The 17,917-nt window shown below is 42.7% G+C and carries 14 protein-coding genes and 1 pseudogene; 10 read left to right on the forward strand and 5 right to left on the reverse strand.

Annotated features, from left to right (window positions below):
• Positions 1–127: 127 nt before the first annotated feature.
• Together ACSLGF_RS17920 and ACSLGF_RS17925 are read right to left on the reverse strand one after the other, a co-directional pair.
• Positions 128–1,519, reverse strand: a complete 1,392-nt coding sequence (locus tag ACSLGF_RS17920) for an amino acid permease (RefSeq protein ID WP_456007614.1) — start codon at positions 1,517–1,519, stop codon at positions 128–130.
• A gap of 181 nt (positions 1,520–1,700) precedes the next feature.
• Positions 1,701–2,774, reverse strand: a complete 1,074-nt coding sequence (locus ACSLGF_RS17925) for a tetratricopeptide repeat-containing glycosyltransferase family 2 protein (RefSeq protein WP_456007616.1) — start codon at positions 2,772–2,774, stop codon at positions 1,701–1,703.
• 134 nt (positions 2,775–2,908) lie between these two features.
• Here ACSLGF_RS17925 and ACSLGF_RS17930 point away from each other — a divergent pair, with 134 nt between their 5' ends.
• Positions 2,909–4,795: an ABC-F family ATP-binding cassette domain-containing protein gene (locus ACSLGF_RS17930; protein WP_456007618.1), complete on the forward strand. Its 1,887-nt coding sequence runs from the start codon at positions 2,909–2,911 to the stop codon at positions 4,793–4,795.
• Positions 4,796–4,939: 144 nt separating this feature from the next.
• Here ACSLGF_RS17930 and ACSLGF_RS17935 read toward each other — a convergent pair whose 3' ends face one another.
• Positions 4,940–6,493 (reverse strand): ABC-F family ATP-binding cassette domain-containing protein, encoded by a 1,554-nt coding sequence (locus tag ACSLGF_RS17935; protein WP_024426645.1) that lies wholly within the window; start codon positions 6,491–6,493, stop codon positions 4,940–4,942.
• A gap of 152 nt (positions 6,494–6,645) precedes the next feature.
• On the opposite strand from ACSLGF_RS17935, the gene ACSLGF_RS17940 reads away from it, so the two are divergent.
• On the forward strand, positions 6,646–7,788 hold the full coding sequence (locus tag ACSLGF_RS17940; protein ID WP_456007620.1) for a DEAD/DEAH box helicase: 1,143 nt from the start codon (positions 6,646–6,648) through the stop codon (positions 7,786–7,788).
• A 241-nt stretch (positions 7,789–8,029) separates the two neighbouring features.
• Here the strand turns inward: ACSLGF_RS17940 and ACSLGF_RS17945 are convergent, their stop codons facing one another.
• Together ACSLGF_RS17945 and ACSLGF_RS17950 are read right to left on the reverse strand one after the other, a co-directional pair.
• Positions 8,030–9,034 carry an NADP-dependent oxidoreductase gene (locus ACSLGF_RS17945; protein ID WP_456007622.1) on the reverse strand — a complete coding sequence of 335 codons (1,005 nt, stop codon included), beginning with the start codon at positions 9,032–9,034 and terminating at the stop codon, positions 8,030–8,032.
• A gap of 121 nt (positions 9,035–9,155) precedes the next feature.
• Entirely contained in the window at positions 9,156–9,533 is a 378-nt protein-coding gene (locus tag ACSLGF_RS17950; protein WP_456007624.1) for a YfmB family protein, read from the reverse strand.
• Positions 9,534–9,753: 220 nt separating this feature from the next.
• Between ACSLGF_RS17950 and ACSLGF_RS17955 the strand changes: the two genes are divergently transcribed.
• The 8 genes and pseudogenes from ACSLGF_RS17955 to ACSLGF_RS17990 form a co-directional block, all read left to right on the forward strand.
• Positions 9,754–10,101 carry a general stress protein gene (locus tag ACSLGF_RS17955; RefSeq protein ID WP_456007626.1) on the forward strand — a complete coding sequence of 116 codons (348 nt, stop codon included), beginning with the start codon at positions 9,754–9,756 and terminating at the stop codon, positions 10,099–10,101.
• Between the two features lie 1,096 nt (positions 10,102–11,197).
• Complete coding sequence (locus ACSLGF_RS17960) at positions 11,198–11,854, forward strand: class I SAM-dependent methyltransferase (RefSeq protein ID WP_456007628.1); 657 nt, start codon at positions 11,198–11,200, stop codon at positions 11,852–11,854.
• Positions 11,855–11,874: 20 nt separating this feature from the next.
• Entirely contained in the window at positions 11,875–12,021 is a 147-nt protein-coding gene (locus ACSLGF_RS17965; protein WP_456007630.1) for a hypothetical protein, read from the forward strand.
• A 416-nt stretch (positions 12,022–12,437) separates the two neighbouring features.
• Complete coding sequence (locus ACSLGF_RS17970; RefSeq protein ID WP_456007632.1) at positions 12,438–13,163, forward strand: GTP cyclohydrolase II; 726 nt, start codon at positions 12,438–12,440, stop codon at positions 13,161–13,163.
• Between the two features lie 32 nt (positions 13,164–13,195).
• A complete protein-coding gene (locus tag ACSLGF_RS17975) occupies positions 13,196–13,999 on the forward strand; it encodes a formylglycine-generating enzyme family protein (protein WP_456007634.1) in 804 nt (267 codons plus the stop codon).
• Between the two features lie 4 nt (positions 14,000–14,003).
• Entirely contained in the window at positions 14,004–15,761 is a 1,758-nt protein-coding gene (locus tag ACSLGF_RS17980; RefSeq protein ID WP_456007636.1) for a WD40 repeat domain-containing protein, read from the forward strand.
• A gap of 283 nt (positions 15,762–16,044) precedes the next feature.
• Entirely contained in the window at positions 16,045–17,130 is a 1,086-nt protein-coding gene (ribD, locus tag ACSLGF_RS17985) for a bifunctional diaminohydroxyphosphoribosylaminopyrimidine deaminase/5-amino-6-(5-phosphoribosylamino)uracil reductase RibD (RefSeq protein ID WP_456007638.1), read from the forward strand.
• 112 nt (positions 17,131–17,242) lie between these two features.
• A pseudogene (locus ACSLGF_RS17990) lies at positions 17,243–17,917 on the forward strand (exosporium glycoprotein BclB-related protein); the annotation flags it as partial.

Here is a 17,917-nt window from a genome sequence, read left to right on the forward strand (position 1 = left end):
AACAACATTCGCATTCAAACGAAACTAAACAACCAATCACCGATAAACTATCGGCAATTGGCTGTATAAAGGTGTTTTGATCCCTGTCTCAAAAACGGGGGTCAGTCCCAATCCCCGTGTCTCTTTTTTAATGTGTTTGATTGAGATGGCTTTTTCGTCTTGCATAGGTGAAATAGACAACGACACCAATGGCCACCCAGATGAGGAATGCTCGCCATGTCGCCCATTTAAGTGTGGCAGCCAGTACCATACAAATGATAGCACTAATAATTGGAAGAACAGGCACAAATGGTACTTTAAAGGCTGTCTTCATATTCGGATGTTTCTTTCGTAATACGATGACGGCAATAGAGATCACGGTAAAGGCTGCAAGTGTACCGATGCTGACTAAATTAGCGAGCGTCGATAAGTTTACAAATCCTACAATACAAGCTGCCACAGCTCCTGTCAGCCAAGTGTTGGCAACGGGTGTTTTCGATTTCGGATGAACCTTTGAAAAAATCTTTGGCATAAGCCCATCGCGGCTCATCGCAAAGGTTAAGCGAACCTGCGCATACACCAAGGCGATTAAAACCGTCGTAATCCCGATAATCGCACCGGCGGATATGATACCAGCCACACTATTAAGGCCAACGACTTGAAGAGCAAAAGCGACAGGGTCACTGACATTCAGTTTCGTATAGTGAACCATGCCTGTTAAGACAAATGAAACGCCGATGTATAAAATGGTACAAACACCTAGCGCACCGATGATTCCAATTGGCATCGCTTTTTGTGGATTTTTGACTTCTTCTGATGCATTGGCGATCGCATCAAATCCAAGGTAAGCAAAAAAGACAGTTGCTGCCCCTGCGATCACGCCATGAAAGCCCATTGGCATAAAGGGTGTCCAGTTTTCCGGTTTGACGTAAGCGAAGCCTGAAATGATAAAGAGAAGGACAATGGCAATTTTGATCAGCACGATGATGTTATTCAGCTTCGTGCTTTCTTTTACGCCTCTTGAGACAATAAAGGTAATGAGTAAAATAATGAGCGCGCCTGGAAGGTTAAAGACGGCGCCATCAGTGGCTCCAGGGGCAGCCGATAAAGCCTTCGGTATGTGCAGGCCGAATCCACTGAGCAGTGATTGAAAATAGGACGACCATCCACTTGCGACAGCAGAGAGCGCGACAACATACTCAAGCATGAGATCCCAGCCCATTAAGAAGGCGAGGAATTCACCAAGTGTTGCGTAAGAATACGTATAGACGCTTCCTGACACAGGAATGGACGAGGAGAATTCCGCGTAGCAAAAAGCAGCAAGGGCGCATGCGATCGCAGCCAAGATAAAAGATATAATAATCGCAGGTCCCGCATCTTTCGCAGCAGCAACCCCCGTAATGACAAAGATTCCAGTCCCGACCACACAGCCGATGCCAAGCAAGATTAAATCAAACGTATTCAAAGAACGACTGAGCCGCTTCGTTTGACTTTCAAGCATGAGCTGGTCGAGAGACTTTTTTCGAAATAAAGAACTCATGTTAACCTCCTAATGGATAAATCTATTCGTAAGACGAATGTTAGTATATGCGGAAATGACAATTTAGTCAATTGGTTGAAAAACGCTTTAAATCACTAAAGTATTAAACGTCACAAACGAAACATTGTGTAAAAAAGAGACATCCGCCGGCATATGGCAGGCGGATGTGGTGACAGACGATCTATGTCTGTTCAGTAAATATTTTTTCGTTGTACAGCACACTCGGATGGGTCGGATAATGTGCCGAGGAGGCAAGGTGATGTTTTTTGGCTTGATCGAAATCGCCGAGCTGATCATAACAATAGCAAAGCTGGAGGTGAGGGTACCACGTTTTATATTGTGTGAGTGTGAAGGCTGTATCATTTTCAGGAGCCTTCAGCGCCTGCTCATACCAAAAGATCGCGGCTTGATGTTTATTTTGCGTTTTTAAATGATCCCCGATCCGGCAGCAAAATTCTGGGCGGGGCTGATCATATAAGAAGGAGCGTAATAATGAGGATAAGGCCGCTTCCTCGAAACCTACCGCATAATAGCAGTCAGCTAAATATTGGCATGTGCGAATTTCATCCTCAATCCAGCACTGTTTTGTGGCTAAAAATTCATGGTAAAAACGAATCGCCCTGACATGCTGCTGGTGATCTCTTAATTCATTGGCAAAGTAAAAGAGATCACGAGGCGTCATATCCTCTCCTTTTGCAAGCATGTCTTCATAAATTCGCAGGTTGCGTCCAGGCTCACCAGCGATTGTTTTCTTCCGCTTTTGATGCGTGACGGCTATATCGGCCGGAAAGATGTTGCCATACACTTGGAGAAACTCATGCACGGCCCCGTACCACTGAAAGTTCAAGGCACGCTTCACGAGCCGGTTTCTTCTATATTTAAAATTCACCCGGCCGTCCTCATCAAATCCAACGTGATAAAACATAGAGACGGCATCCACCGCGGGATCAAGTGTCTGCTTGAGGTGAAGAAGTTTTTTTCGGTCTTCTTCAAGCAGGACATCGTCAGCATCCAGCCAGAAGATATATTCTTTTGTTGCATGTGAAAAAGCGAAATTGCGTGCTTTTGCAAAGTGCTGGACCCATTCAAAATCCAGCACCTGTGCTGAAAAGGAGTGAGCAATTTCCTTCGTTCGGTCTGATGATCCCGTATCAACGATGATCATCTCATCTACAATGTCTTGAACAGAAGAAAGACAGTCCGCTAAAACCTCCTCTTCATTTTTCACAATCATACATAAGCTAATGGTTATCATCTTTAGATCACCTCTTCATAGTGTATCGAGCATCGAAAGGAAACATTCTTTTCAGCAGCGGGTTTTTTTAAAACTAGTTTTCTTGTACTGGCTGATTTAAAATAAAGGAAGAATCTATGTAAGGGCTGATAAAAATGAGTTTATTGAATGTTGAAGGATTATATAAAACCTATGGCGAAAAAACGCTGTTTGATCATATTTCTTTTCATATAGAACCAAAGGAACGGATCGGGTTAATTGGACCAAATGGAACAGGGAAGTCAACGCTCCTAAAGGTGATTGCAGGACTTGAATCGTTTGAGGAGGGTGACATCACGAAAGCAGGGACACTTGATATCGAATTTCTCGAGCAAGATCCTGAAATGAGCGGAAATGAAACGATTCTCGAATATATATTTTCTGGAACGGCACCAATCATTCAAACGATGAAGGCCTATGAACAGGCGCTCGCCGATTTAGAGCATGATCCGCAAAATGAGGCAAAACAAGAAGCGCTGATGCGCATGCAAAATCGAATGGATCAGGAGGACGCATGGGATGCGAACCTTTCGGCAAAAACGATTTTGACAAAGCTTGGGGTCAAAGATGTGAGCCGCTTTGTTCATGCATTATCAGGCGGCCAGAAAAAGCGTGTCGCGATTGCTAAAAATTTAATACAGCCTGCGGGTTTGCTGATTTTAGATGAGCCGACTAACCATCTAGATAATGCAACAATTGAATGGCTCGAAGGATACTTAAGTCAATACAGCGGTGCTGTCATCCTGGTGACGCATGATCGTTATTTCTTAAACCGCGTCGCCAATCGGATTTATGAATTAAATCAAGGGCAGCTCTATACGTATAAAGGAAATTATGAAGTCTTTTTAGAAAAAAGAGCGGAACGAGAAGCAGAAGCTCAGGTAAAAGAAACGAAACGTCAAAACCTGCTTAGACGAGAACTTGCATGGCTCAGAAGAGGGGCAAAAGCAAGAACGACGAAGCAAAAAGCACGCATCGGCAGAGTAGAAGAGCTGAAGGATCAAAAAGGGCTCGATGCAAAAGGTGAGCTTGATTTTGCTATCGGCTCGCACCGCCTTGGAAAACAGGTCATTGAGGCAGAAGACATGTCGATTTCATTTGCTGGCCAGACACTTGTGGAGCGGTTTACTGATTTAGTCGTGCCGGGCGCCCGTATAGGATTGATCGGACCGAACGGGGTGGGCAAAACCACTTTACTCAATTGTTTAGCGGGCAAAATTGAACCGACTACCGGACAATTGATCATTGGACAAACGGTTCGAATTGGCTATTACACGCAGGATCATAAAGAAATGAATGAAGAGCTGACCATCATTGATTACATCAAGGAAACAGCAGAAATCGTCAAGACATCTGATGGCGCGATCGTGACAGCAGAGCAGATGCTAGAGCGGTTCTTATTCCCAAGATCCATGCAGCGGACTTTTATACGCAAGCTGTCAGGGGGAGAGCGCCGCAGGCTGTATTTATTGAAAGTCTTGATGGAAGAGCCGAATGTTCTCTTTTTAGATGAGCCGACGAACGACCTTGATACAGAGACGCTCAGCATTTTAGAGGATTATTTAGAGCAGTTCCCTGGCGTTGTCATCACGGTGTCGCATGACCGCTATTTCCTAGACCGAGTCGTCAATCGCCTGCTTGTCTTTGAAGGAAATGGACGCATTTCACATTTCCAAGGAGCTTACAGCGATTACATGGAGCAGGAAAAAGCAGAGAAGCGAACAGAGACAAAGCCTGCTGAAAAACAAGTAGAAGCCGCACCTAAAAAGAGAAAAAAGCTTTCCTATAAAGACCAGCTTGAATGGGACGGGATTGAGGACCGTATACAGACATTAGAGGAAAAACACCAACAGCTTGAAGCCAGCATCGCTGAGGCTGGCAGTGATTTTGGGAAAATCCAAGAGCTGATGGATGAACAAAAAGCCGTCGCTGAAGAATTAGAACAAGCGATGGATCGCTGGACAGAACTGTCGCTGATGATTGAGGAATTAGAAGGCAATTAAGTGTATTGACAAACCCTCGCATTCTAGTCGTTAATTACGTAGAAAATAAAACTAAGGGCTATCATTAGCCCTTAGACAACCATCTGAATTGTAGAGTCACTCTACACCTTATATCTGTTCAAAAGATATAAGGCTTTTTTGTCGTTATAATACTTTTGTCGTCCAAGATTCGCAATTCCATGTTTCGGTTGCAACATCTTGATAAAATTCAGGTTCGTGGGAAATCAATAAGACGCTGCCTTTATATTCTTTTAAAGCGCGCTTTAATTCTTCTTTCGCATCAACATCTAAGTGGTTTGTCGGCTCATCGAGAACAAGTAAATTGGTTTCTTCGTTAATCAGCTTGCAAAGACGAACCTTTGCTTTCTCTCCGCCGCTTAAAACAGACACGCGGCTTTCAATATGTTTTGTCGTTAATCCGCATTTGGCAAGGGCAGCTCTCACTTCATATTGTGTGTAAGAAGGGAAGGTGCTCCACACCTCTTCAATACAGGTGTTGCTGTTTTGCTCTTTTACTTCCTGCTCAAAGTAGCCAATATGCAGGAATTCTCCACGTTCAACCTCACCAGAAATTGGCGTGATCTCTCCTAGAAGACTTCTCAGCAACGTTGTTTTTCCGATTCCGTTTGCGCCGTATAACGCAATTTTTTGCCCGCGTTCCATTTTCAGATTCAAAGGGCGAGAGAGCGGCTCGTCATAACCGATCACTAAATCCTTCGTTTCAAAAATCAATTTCCCGGAAGTACGTGCAGGCTTAAAGTGAAATTCTGGTTTTGGCTTTTCTGCGGCCAATTCAATCATGTCCATCTTATCCAGCTTCTTTTGACGAGACATGGCCATATTTCTTGTGCTGACACGTGCTTTGTTTCTGGCGACAAAATCCTTTAATTCAGCGACTTCTTGCTGCTGCCTTTTATAGGCTGCTTCCAGCTGCTGCTTTTTGACTTCGTACACTTGTTTGAATTGATCATAATCACCGACGTAGCGTGTCAATTCTTGATTTTCGACATGATAAATCAAGTTAATGACACTGTTTAAAAACGGAATGTCATGTGAAATAAGGATAAACGCATTTTCATACTCCTGTAAATAGCGCTTCAGCCACTCAATATGCTGCTCATCCAAATAGTTGGTCGGCTCATCGAGAAGGAGAATTTCTGGCTTCTCTAACAGCAATTTCGCAAGCAGCACTTTCGTACGCTGACCACCGCTCAGCTCTGTCACATCACGGTCTAGCCCAAGATCCGTTAACCCAAGACCTCTTGCAATTTCTTCTACCTTGGAATCAATGATATAGAAATCATTGTTTGTCAGTGCATCCTGAATGACGCCAACTTCTTCTAGCAGCTTTTCTAGCTCATCAGGGTCAGCTTCACCCATTTTCCCATAAATGTCATTCATTGCTGCTTCCATGGAAAATAAATAATGGAAGGCATCCTGAAGGACCTCACGAATGGTTCTTCCCTTTTCTAGTACCGTATGCTGATCAAGGTAGCCGACGCGGACATTTTTAGCCCATTCGACTTTTCCTGCATCTGGCTCTAGCTTACCAGTAATAATATTCATAAACGTTGACTTTCCTTCACCGTTGGCGCCGATTAAGCCGACATGCTCGCCTTTTAATAAACGGAAGGAGACTTCGTGGAAAATGGCTCTGTCACCAAAGCCATGGCTTAAATCTTTAACAGATAATATCATTTTTTACACCTCAAATAGATTCAAAACGGCTAGTGCCTCTCATGATTATATCGAACTGTCCGGCTCGATAAAAGCATCAAATGAAAAATTGCGTTTCAAAGCTGATTTTGAGATACTTAAGGATAGATTGAATGAGGATAAAGGAGATCGACATGACGGAAACTTGGGCATTTTTTAAAGAAGCAAAGCCATTTATTCAAGAGAACTTTGAAGCGGCTGGCTTCGAGCAACCAACAGCTATACAAGAAAAAACAGCAGAGTGGATTACAAAGAAGCGTGATGTGATCGCAGAATCACCAACTGGAACAGGGAAGACACTTGCGTATGTTCTGCCGCTTTTAAATAAAATTGATGTGAATATCAAACACCCGCAAGTCTTAATCTTGGCACCTTCAAGAGAGCTTGTGATGCAAATTTTTGACGTCGTGCAAGAGTTCAAACAAGGATCAGACATTAAAGCCGTCTCCTTGATTGGCGGAGCGAACATCAAGAAGCAGCAGGAAAAGCTAAAGAAACACCCGAACATCGTTGTGGCCACACCTGGCCGCGTACAAGAATTAATCAAAATCAAGAAACTGAAAATGCATGAAGTCAAAACGATCGTGTTAGACGAAGCAGATCAGCTTCTTGTGCCAGAGCATATGAAAACGATCCAAGCGATCATTAAATCCACATTAAAAGAAAGACAAATCCTTTGTTTTTCTGCGACTTTGAAAGAGGAAACGATTCAACTAATCAAAGAAATGACATCTGAACCAGAGGTGTTGAAAATCGGCAGAAGCCAAGAAGAAGCGCAGAAGGTAGGTCACTATTATCTGTTATGTGATCAGCGGGATAAAGTGAAATTACTGCAAAAGCTATCGCGGCTTGAGGACATGCACGCGCTCGTTTTTGTCCGTGATATCACGAACTTAAGCATTTATGCAGAGAAATTAGCGTATCACCATGTGGACCTTGGTGTGCTTCATAGTGAAGCGAAAAAAGCGGAACGTGCTGTGATCTTGAAGTCATTTGAACAGCGTGAATTCCCGCTTCTTTTAGCAACAGATATTGCAGCAAGAGGCATCGATATTGATGATTTGCCGTACGTGATTCATGCAGATCTGCCAAATGAAGAAGGCTATATCCACCGTTCAGGCAGAACAGGCCGTGCAGGGAAAGAAGGGGCTGTCATCAGCCTTGTCACACATCAAGAGCATGCGATGCTGAAAAAAATGGCGAAAAAGCTGAATATCTCGCTTGAGGAAATTGTGTATAAGCAAGGCCAGCTGCATCTTGCGCCTCATCAGGCATAAAAAAAGGCCCCGCCAAACGGCAGGTTCCTTTCAGCGTGAAGACAAACCCTCGCATTCGGTGTCAGTTCTGCGTGCTGGTGCTCACGAATATGAAATTCGCTCCGCGCCAGTACTCGGCCTTCCTAGACTTCAAGGGTTTTCATATCACGCTGAAAAGAAGACAAAGGGCTAAAATAAAGTTCATTTTAGCCCTTTGTCAACAATCTGAAAGGACCCGCCAAACGGCAGGGTCCTTTTCTTGTTATGAAATTTTGACAAGCTGTTTTCCGACATTTTCACCTTTGAATAGTCCAATGAATGCATCAGGAATGTTGTCAAAGCCTTCGATAATGGTTTCTTTGTAAGTGAGTTGATCTTCTTTCACCCATTGTGCAAGATCCTTTGCCGCCTCTTCAAAACGATCTGCGTAGTTGGCAACAATAAACCCTTGCATCAATGCGCTTGTTTTAATGAGCTTTGTTTGCACACGCGGTCCAATGTCCTCGCTTGCGCTAATGTTATAAGAAGAAATAGCCCCGCACACTGGAATACGTGCAAAGCGGTTCAAATGATTCATCACTGCATCAGAGATTTCGCCGCCTACATTGTCAAAATACACATCGACACCGTTTGGACAGGCTTTTGCAATAGCATCATCTAAATCATTTGTTGTTTTATAATTAATGGTTTCATCAAAGCCCAGCTCTTTTAAATAAGCAAGTTTATCATCAGATCCGGCAATTCCGACGACATGTGCGCCTTTGATTTTAGCAATCTGTCCAACAACGGAACCAACGGCACCTGCGGCTCCAGAAATGACAACCGTCTCGCCTTCTTTTGGCTGGCCAATCGCAAGAAGTCCAAAATAGGCTGTTTGTCCAGGCATGCCCAAAATCCCTAAGTAATAGGATAATGGCGCAATGGATGGATCAATTTTTGTCAGAGACTCAGCTTTGGCAGTCGAATATTCCTGCCAGCCGAGGAATCCAAGGACAAAATCACCTTTTTCAAATTGAGGAGATGTTGACTCGACGACTTCTCCGACAACACCACCCTGAATCACTTCATGTAGTTTGAACGGAGGTGTATAGGATTTTGTATCCTGCATTCGTCCTCTCATATAAGGATCTACAGAGACATATTTCGTTTGAATCAAGACTTCGCCATCTTGCGGCACGGGTATATCAACTGTTTCAAAATGAAAAATATCTTTTGTAGGTAATCCTTTTGGCCGTTTTGCTAATTGAATTTGCTTTTGTTGACTCATGTTAAATCCTCCCTTTCACTTGCATTCTAGAGTTACATTAACATGATGCTTCTTTTCATTCAAAACATACGGTCTTTTCAAAACACATACAAAAAAGCAGCCACCATCTAAAAGAATGGGACTACTTTTTTTGAAAAGAGACAGAGAAGAGCGGCGGAAGACAACCAAACAGCTGATACACGTCCGCATCACGTTCTTTTAATAAATATTCATTTGCATTTTGCATGGAGGCTTTTATCATATCGCGCGTCACAAAAGGAAAAAGGATATTCAAGTATGAGGACAACAGGTCTTGTGGATCTTGATCAATCGACTCGATATCTCCAATGTTCATAATGATAGAAAAGAGATAATCAATGGAGATGCGAAAGTGCTGTTCAGCAAACAATGTAAGCGACTTTGCTTTTGCTTCTTCAGGATTCCACTTTTGAAAAAGCTGTTTCACCAAATCACTGACAACCCAAGCATTAAACTGCTGCTCCGCTGAAAAATAATACATCAGCCCTACCTCATTTCTAGCCTCCAGTATAAGAATTGTACAACAAATCAACAGGAATAAACACAATATTTCAGAAAATTTAGTCGTTTTTACAAGGTTTTTGTCAAAAATAAGTCAATAGGCACAGTAAATACATGCAGTAAATGGATGTGCTGGTGGAATGTTTAATGACAAAAGTGACGGGTAAAAGATTCGCAAGACGTTAAAGGAGGAATATAAAATGAAACCTGTTGTAAGAGAGTATTCAAATGATGAAGCACTTCAACGAGATGTAGAGCAATTAAAAGAACTCGGTGTTGCAAGAGAGGACATTTATGTTCTATCCCATGACGATGACCGAACAGAGCGTATTGCAAGTCATGCAGATGCCAATACGATAGGTCCAAGAGAAGTTGGACTTAAACATGCTGTTGGGAATATCTTTAGTAAAAAGGGCGATGAGCTCCGCAATAAAATTCAAGAGATTGGATTCACTAAAGAAGAAGCTGAAACATTTGAAGAACACTTAGACGAGGGAAAAGTCCTTCTATTTGTGACAGATCATGAAAAAGTGAAAACCTGGGCCTAAACGCAAACTTTAAAAAGCCTCTTGACAAAGGGCTAAAATGATTTTTATTTTAGCCCTTTGTCTTCTTTTGAGGTCAAGGAAGGACAAGCACCGGAGCGCAGACCTGACAAAGAATGCGAGGGTTGTCTACACGCTAAGCCTCTTACTTTTGTAAGGGGCTTTTTTTCATGTCTTCATGTTTAGATCAGACATCCATTTTTTTACTATAATAAGAAAGTTCAATGGATCGGAATAAACAGTAAATCATCTAATTGAAAATGTAGAAATACCAAAGAAAATCATCAAAAAACAGAAAAAATAGTCAAAATATCACAGAAAACCATTCGGGAAATAATTATGATATATTTCATTTTTGTCTCAAAATGAAATAAAAATCTTGTGTAATTTAGTAGATAAATTTCTTAGTTCTATAGTTTTAAGTTGTATTTTTGTGTAGAAATAAGTGTTTTGAGGTCAAGAAACCACGAAAAATACCTGTATTTTCAATTAGAAAATTCATTCTAATATTTAGGAAATAATCTATTGACAAAATAATCTAAAAACAATATATTGGGCTTAATCCAGTCGTTATGGAATTAGTTGTTAAAAAATCTGGTGGGTTTACTCGAAGCATATTCTAGTGAAAGGTGGTGCATGCAACCAAGGGACAAGTGATTCTGAGGGATATACATGTTCTACTAGACTAGAGAAAATGATTTTTTACTTGAAGAAGAAACGGAAGAATGATAGTCGTTCTAAACAATAGTTTGAACTTTCTACTACGATCAATTTGCAAGAAGTATCAAAAAGATGTCAGTTCTTGTATAAGCCGCTTAGAGGAATATAAAAGAGAAAGCGCTTTCAATTAAACCTTGATCAAGCAGTGAAGGAGGTGAACCCATATGAAAAAAAGAGACAACAAGCTGAGGCGCCGTATCTTGCGAATGGCTGCATGTGAGGATGAGTGCTGAAAAAGAAGAATGAACATGTGGGATGCTTCTCTTTTTTTAGAAAACAGATTTTTCTAAAAAATCCATCTTTCATTCTATCATAAGGCTTTTTGCTTGAAAACCATCTTTGTCAGAAAAGGTGATTGTGAATTGAAGGAGGTCCCGTGATGAAAAAGGCTTTGTACCATGAAGACAGTGGGTTGTATTTAGAAAAAATGCGTATGGCATTTCAAGAACATTATGAGCAAAGAACAGATATGTGGTCTACTGATCCGTCATTAACGGACGCAGCTGTGATGTCATTAAAGGCATGGCGTTCAAGGGAAAAGGATGCACTTGCTTCTGTGCTGGATATCGGGTGCGGGAACGGCCGGGCACTTGAACATTTAAGCGGGCTCTCAGCATATGTCGGCATTGATCTGTATGAGCATGAGGAGTGGGAAGGGTTAAAGAAAAGAGACACGATTCCTGTTCATTTCGTTCATCAGGATTTTATGTCATGGTCGAGTGATCAGGGGCGCGAGATGCAGTTTGATTTAATTTTAGATCATGGCTGTTTTCACCATCAACATCCTGATGATCACGAACGTTACTTAAAGCAGGTCTCTTCTTTACTTCATGAAGGTGGCGTCTTTTCACTTGTTGTATGGGGAGAAGAGTGGAAAACAGGATTAATCGGAGAAGATGGCCGATTTCATTTTTCATTTTCAGATTCTCAGCTTGGAGAAAGAATTTGTACATCAGGTCTTGAGCTTGTATCGATTGCACCATTAAAAGCAAAGGCCGGAATCAGCCAGCATCATGTCATTGCCGTCAAAATCTAGTACAAAGGAGGATAAACGCGATGTATGAGGTGATGGTTCTAGGTGCAGGTTCAAGTCCAAGTGGCTTAAGTGCTGCAATCATTATAGCTGAAAAGAAGTATCGTCCATCCATCAATGATGAGTGGCGAACCCAGCTGATACGCACTTATGTGACCAATAGCATATAAAGAACCAGAGCTTCTAGTAAAAGGTAGAAAGCAGCTCGAAGCTTACGGAGGTGTTCTTTTAAGAAAGAGCGTGCATGCTCCATTCAAGAATTACCGGATGGTGTCGCTGCTCTTACAGAGAATACAGCGTATGAAGCTCGATTTCTGCTCCTTTGTACTGGACAAAGGCCAGGTCGAAAAGTCGTCAGTTCTTCAGGTATTTCTTTTACAAAAATAAAGGGACTTAAACGATGAGAGGCATCGCGCATCCATGGAGCGAATGTATGCAGCCGGTATTTGTACAGGCATTTCCTCGCAAGCCATGATTGCAGCTGGAAACGGGTGCCCAGGCTGAGGGAGTGTGTACACATATTCATCACTCCATCACTGCGCTGTCAAAATCGAATTGGGTGCAGTGATGAATAGGGGGGAGACAAATGAACAAGTTTGTAGCTGAATTACAATCAATGATTCATCATTTTTCATTTCAAGAAAAAAACTATTTGCTCGTGGGGCCAGTGAATCTGCCGATCTCTATTCAACATGAGGAAGTGAAGTTTAAATGGTATGCCTTTTCACCCGTTGAACCAGATACAAAGCCAACGATCGAATCCATTGTACAAATGAGTACCACGCAGCAAACATTTTCCTCTTGTCTCCTATTTGGCGACTTTGAAAATGAGGTACCTCCGCTTGTGCGAATTCATAGTGTCTGCCAAACAGGGGATGTGTTTGGGTCACTGAAATGTGATTGCGGTCCACAGCTTGCGTTATCGCTGAAGAAAATCACAGAACACGGAAAAGGCATGCTTGTGTATATGGCCAACCAAGAAGGGCGTTCCATTGGGCTGATGGCGAAAGCATTCACGTATAAATTGCAGGAAATGAAACTGGATACGTTTGAGGCCAATCGCTTGATCGGCTGCGGAGATGATGATCGGCATTACGAGGAAGCTGCGGCTGTATTGCACTACTTAAACAAAGGGAAACCATTGCACCTGTTAACAAACAATCCAGATAAAGTCGACTCCATTGCTGCTTACGGGCTTCCAGTTTTACGGTTTGATCATACGGTAGAAGCCTCTCTCTATAACGAAGCGTATTTAAAGGCAAAAGCAGCCTCAGGGCATATGGTCGATGAGAAGAAATTAATTAATCAGTAGATGAGTTTATTTAAAGAAGGCGGGAGAAAAGCGTGAAACCTGATATCAATTGGATTCAAATCCCAAGCGGCTATGCAACGATTGGAAGTAATGAAGAAGATATGAAAAAGGCATCAGAATTTTGGAAGGACAAGCTTCTCAATCCAGCCTATGGACGTGAGAAAAAATTTCAAAAATGGCTGTACAAAGAATTTCCATCCTATCAGCCGTATATCAATGAATTTTTTATCTCAGATACGGTCGTACCAAATGAATTGTATCAAAGCTATTGTGATGAAACAGGCCAGACTTATCCGGAAAGCTTAACGAACCCAGAGCTTGGCGGGGGAAAAGACCATCCAGCTTGGGGCATGGATATCGAGGAAGCCTTCTCGTTCTGTCAGTGGCTGAGCGGGAAGCTCGGATATGACGTTTCAATCCCTACTGAAGAAGAATGGGAGTATGCTGCCCGGGGTAACACGAGAAATCAATACCCGTGGGGAGATGAGTTCGATCCTTCTTGCTGCAATACGCACGAATCTAATATCGAAAAAACGACGCCTGTCCGTCATTACGAAAAGGGCAGATCCCTATTTGGACTTTATGATATGGGAGGCAATGTCGAGGAATGGGTCAACACCAAATATCACGTATATGAAGGCGGGATCGAGGTCGTAGATGATTTAACGGAAACAATCGGCAGCGATTACTACATTCTAAAAGGCGGCTCCTTCGCAAGAGGCGGAGATTTATGCAGAGTCGCAAGAAGACACGGGAAGCACCCAGACCCAGTTTTTCGATTTACTGGTTTTCGTCTAGTTACTCGTCAAAAACAACATATAAAGATAGGAGTGTAAAACCATGCATAGAGGACCAATTACATCTGTTTTATCTACTGAGCATGACCAAATTGTCTACACTGGCGGCTATGACCGCTGTATTTATAAGTGGGACCGGGCAACAGGAGAAGGGGCGTTCATTGGCAGTCACGAGCATATCATCAACTCTCTATCTCTTTCTGAAAATGGAAAGTATCTAGCGAGCGCATCGTCAGACTATACCATTCAGTTATTTAATACGGGCACCCATACTCGAATTCGTACACTATATGGTCATGCGGATGATGTGGAAGCCGTCGCCTTTGCCAAGCAGGATACCTTGCTAGTATCGGTATCTAGAGATAGAAGATGCTTAGTATGGGATATCGAAACAGGAGCCATCTTACGAGAATTCCATGGACATAGCAAAGATGTATTAGCTGTATGGATACATGGGGATAAAGCTTATACAACAGGTGATGATGGCTATGTTCTTGTATGGCTGTATGATACAGGAGAAATTGTGGGGGAAATTGGCCCATTTGATTATGAGCTGGACACAATCAGCGGCAGCAATCAAAAAGAAGTGTTTGCACTTGGCAGAGATGATGGCACCGTCATCATATATGATGCGAACACTTTACAGGAGAAAAAAATCATCAAAGCCCATTTACAGGGCGTAAAGCGTGTGAATTTTTCTCCGAGCGGAAATTACTTGCTGACAGCAGGCTATGACCATTTAATTAAGCTGTGGAATTATGAAACGGGAGATTTAATCGATACGCTGCTGCCTCATAAATATCAATGGGAGCGCTCGCTTGTCTGGACAGAGGATGAGAAGGCCATTCTAGGAGCCAGCTTTGGGAAAACGTATTGTGAATGGTCGATTGAAGAGGGAAAAGTCATATCTGATGAGATTGAACTGGCGACACCGTCTATTAATGATATTGCGTTGACTGATACGGGTGACATCATCACTGCATCAGATGACGGAAAATTCAGAAAGAATGGCATCGAAATCGCAAAATCGACAGGCGTTTTAACAAATGGAGTGGCTGTCGCACGGGATGGAAGCTATTATGCTTGGGGAGATCATGCAAGTCAAGTGCACATTGTACACGAATCATTACAGCAAATGGTCTCTTTTGATCTCAACACAGGTCCAGTCAACAGTGTGTATTTCCACGAGGAGGATCGACAATTCTATATTGGAACTTACGGCGGTTATGTGCATGTCATTTCGACGGAACACTTAAAGGAAATCGGCCGTTCCAAAGCACATGATTGTGCGGTCAAAGCATTAAAGGTAGAAGGAGATCATATCATCACCGCTGCGGTTGAAGGGACCATCTGTCTTCTAGATAAAAAGAGTTTGTCACTAAAAGCGGAATATATCGGTGCGACAGAGCTATTAAATGATGTATTTATTGATAGCAAAAGAGACCGCATTGCCATTGTCAGCCGTGACAAGAATGTCAGATTGTTTGATTTGCATACAGGTAGAATTTTAGACCAGCACAATGAGCATCAATATTCCATTAAATCAGTCACTGTCACAGATTCTGGCTATATTGTGAGCGGAGATTATTGGGGATATATCGTTGTGTGGAATCCAGAGTTACATGTGAATACTGGTCCAATCAGAATTGCCAAGAATGGGATTAGTGCAATCAGACAATTAGGTAATGATGTATATGCAAGCTCATATGACGGCGGTATTTATCACATTAGAGAAGATGGTACGCATACAGAAGTACTGCGCTTATTTGAACAATTTCCGAAAGAAGTAATCTCTCATTAAGAAAAAGAATGTAAGCGGGGGATTCTCATGATAAGTGTTTGCAAGGAACATATGAAAAAGGGTCTGACTGTACTCAATTGTCCGCATGTGCTCCTCATTAATAAATATGAATTACGCAAATGCTGTTTCTGTAAACAACGAGCATCGTATAAACTGTTTTATTCCTTGCCTTACTATGATCGATCTGAAAAGAAACGGATGGAAAAAATTTAGCACATGAGAATAGAACTCCTTCATTTCCTGAAGGAGTTCTTTCCCTTGAAAGAGAAGAAAGGAGCCACAGATGAAAGACGATGTTTTTTATATGAAGCTGGCCATTGCCAACGCAAAGGCAATGAAAGGACAAACTTCACCCAATCCGCTTGTCGGTGCAGTGATTGTTCTACGCGGGGAGATCGTTGGGATTGGTGCTCACTTGAAGGCAGGTGAGCCGCATGCTGAAATTCATGCGCTGCAAATGGCAGGAGAAAAGGCGAAGGGGGCTGACATGTATGTGACACTCGAACCTTGTACGCATCAAGGAAAAACGGGTCCTTGCACACAAGCCATCATCAAGAGTGGGGTGAAACGTGTGGTCATTGGCACTCAAGATCCGAATCCGCTTGTAGCAGGTAAAGGGATGACCATGTTGAAAGAAGCAGGGCTAGAAGTAGAAGAAGGAATATGTAAACAGGAAGCAGACCGCTTAAATTTGCCTTTTTTTCATTTGATTCAATCAGACCTTCCGTATGTCATATTAAAATCAGCTATTTCAATAGATGGGAAAATTGCAACGGCTCATCAAGAAAGCAAATGGATCACCGGAACAGAAGCGAGAACAGAAGTGCAGCTTTTACGTCAAGAAGCAGATGCGGTGATTACAGGAGTTGAAACGATTATTCAAGATGATGCAGGTTTAATTGTGAAGGATTCATTCATCACTCAGCCCATTCGTGTCATTTTAGATTCAACATTAAGGATTCCGCTTCATGCGAAATGTTTAACAGATCATATGGCAGAAACCATTATTTGTACTTCACGAATGTATGATCAAAAAAAGTATGATCATCTTGTGCAAAAAGGGTATGAAGTATTTGTCACAAACGGGGAACAACGGACGGATCTTCATGATGTGTTACACATGTTAAAGAAACGCTCTGTGATGTCAGTACTTGTTGAGGCAGGAGGCAGTGTGAGTGCGTCATTTTTAGAAGCGTCACTTGTGAATGAAGCTGTTATTTATATGGCACCTTTATTGATTGGTGGAAATCATGCTCCTACTATGTTTGAAGGAAAAGGAATAAAAAAACTAAAAGAGGCGATCCGACCAGCGGATATTGAATATAGTATGGTAGGAAAGGATTTAAAAATGACGATGAGATTTCAATGAAGAAAAGACCTTGTGCATGGAGTGCAAGGTCTTTTCAATATTTCTAAATAAAATGAAAAGTGTACATACACCTTTCCTGGTGAGGATGAATACGATGGATGGGGGTGATTCCATGAGAAGATGTAGACAATGCGGAAAGACATATCCAACTCATTCGACAGACCACTACCAAAAAGGTAGCTGGTATGATGCTTATAAGAATGACGGCTGGGAATGTGATAGTTGTAAGAAAGGGAAACCAGTGAAAAATCCTTGCTGCGGAAAGGATCCTTGTGTGTGTGTCATTCAAGGTCCGCCAGGAGGAAGAGGAAGAAGAGGCCCAGCAGGCCCAGCAGGCCCAGCAGGCCTAGCAGGTCCAGCAGGTCCAATCGGTCCAACAGGCGTAGGACTAACGGGCATCGTAGCATTTGATCCAGCGGTAGTCCCAACTTATCCAGTAGGTCAAGTGGTGACATACGAAGGTGGGACGTATATCGTGAATACAGCACCACCAACAGGTACGCCAGATACGTCGCCAGATTATACACTATTAGCTGCTGCTGGTGAGACCGGAGTAACGGGAGCAACAGGAGATACCGGCGCCACCGGAGTCACAGGAGCAACAGGAGATACCGGAGCGACTGGAGTAGCGGGAGCAACAGGAGATATCGGGGCCTCTGGAGCAACCGGCGCCACAGGAGCAACAGGAGATACCGGCGCCACCGGAGTCACAGGAGCAACAGGAGATACCGGAGCGACTGGAGTAGCGGGAGCAACAGGAGATATCGGGGCCTCTGGAGCAACCGGC

This window comes from Bacillus sp. A015 (genome assembly GCF_053851875.1).

Coding starts and splice junctions, on each gene's coding strand:
- ACSLGF_RS17970 (WP_456007632.1), top strand. CDS start 12,438: ATGAACAAGTTTGTAGCTGAATTACAATCAATGATTCATCATTTTTCA.
- ACSLGF_RS17950 (WP_456007624.1), bottom strand. CDS start 9,533: ATGTATTATTTTTCAGCGGAGCAGCAGTTTAATGCTTGGGTTGTCAGT.
- ACSLGF_RS17945 (WP_456007622.1), bottom strand. CDS start 9,034: ATGAGTCAACAAAAGCAAATTCAATTAGCAAAACGGCCAAAAGGATTA.
- ACSLGF_RS17935 (WP_024426645.1), bottom strand. CDS start 6,493: ATGATATTATCTGTTAAAGATTTAAGCCATGGCTTTGGTGACAGAGCC.
- ribD (WP_456007638.1), top strand. CDS start 16,045: ATGAAAGACGATGTTTTTTATATGAAGCTGGCCATTGCCAACGCAAAG.
- ACSLGF_RS17940 (WP_456007620.1), top strand. CDS start 6,646: ATGACGGAAACTTGGGCATTTTTTAAAGAAGCAAAGCCATTTATTCAA.
- ACSLGF_RS17980 (WP_456007636.1), top strand. CDS start 14,004: ATGCATAGAGGACCAATTACATCTGTTTTATCTACTGAGCATGACCAA.
- ACSLGF_RS17955 (WP_456007626.1), top strand. CDS start 9,754: ATGAAACCTGTTGTAAGAGAGTATTCAAATGATGAAGCACTTCAACGA.
- ACSLGF_RS17960 (WP_456007628.1), top strand. CDS start 11,198: ATGAAAAAGGCTTTGTACCATGAAGACAGTGGGTTGTATTTAGAAAAA.
- ACSLGF_RS17920 (WP_456007614.1), bottom strand. CDS start 1,519: ATGAGTTCTTTATTTCGAAAAAAGTCTCTCGACCAGCTCATGCTTGAA.
- ACSLGF_RS17925 (WP_456007616.1), bottom strand. CDS start 2,774: ATGATAACCATTAGCTTATGTATGATTGTGAAAAATGAAGAGGAGGTT.
- ACSLGF_RS17930 (WP_456007618.1), top strand. CDS start 2,909: ATGAGTTTATTGAATGTTGAAGGATTATATAAAACCTATGGCGAAAAA.
- ACSLGF_RS17965 (WP_456007630.1), top strand. CDS start 11,875: ATGTATGAGGTGATGGTTCTAGGTGCAGGTTCAAGTCCAAGTGGCTTA.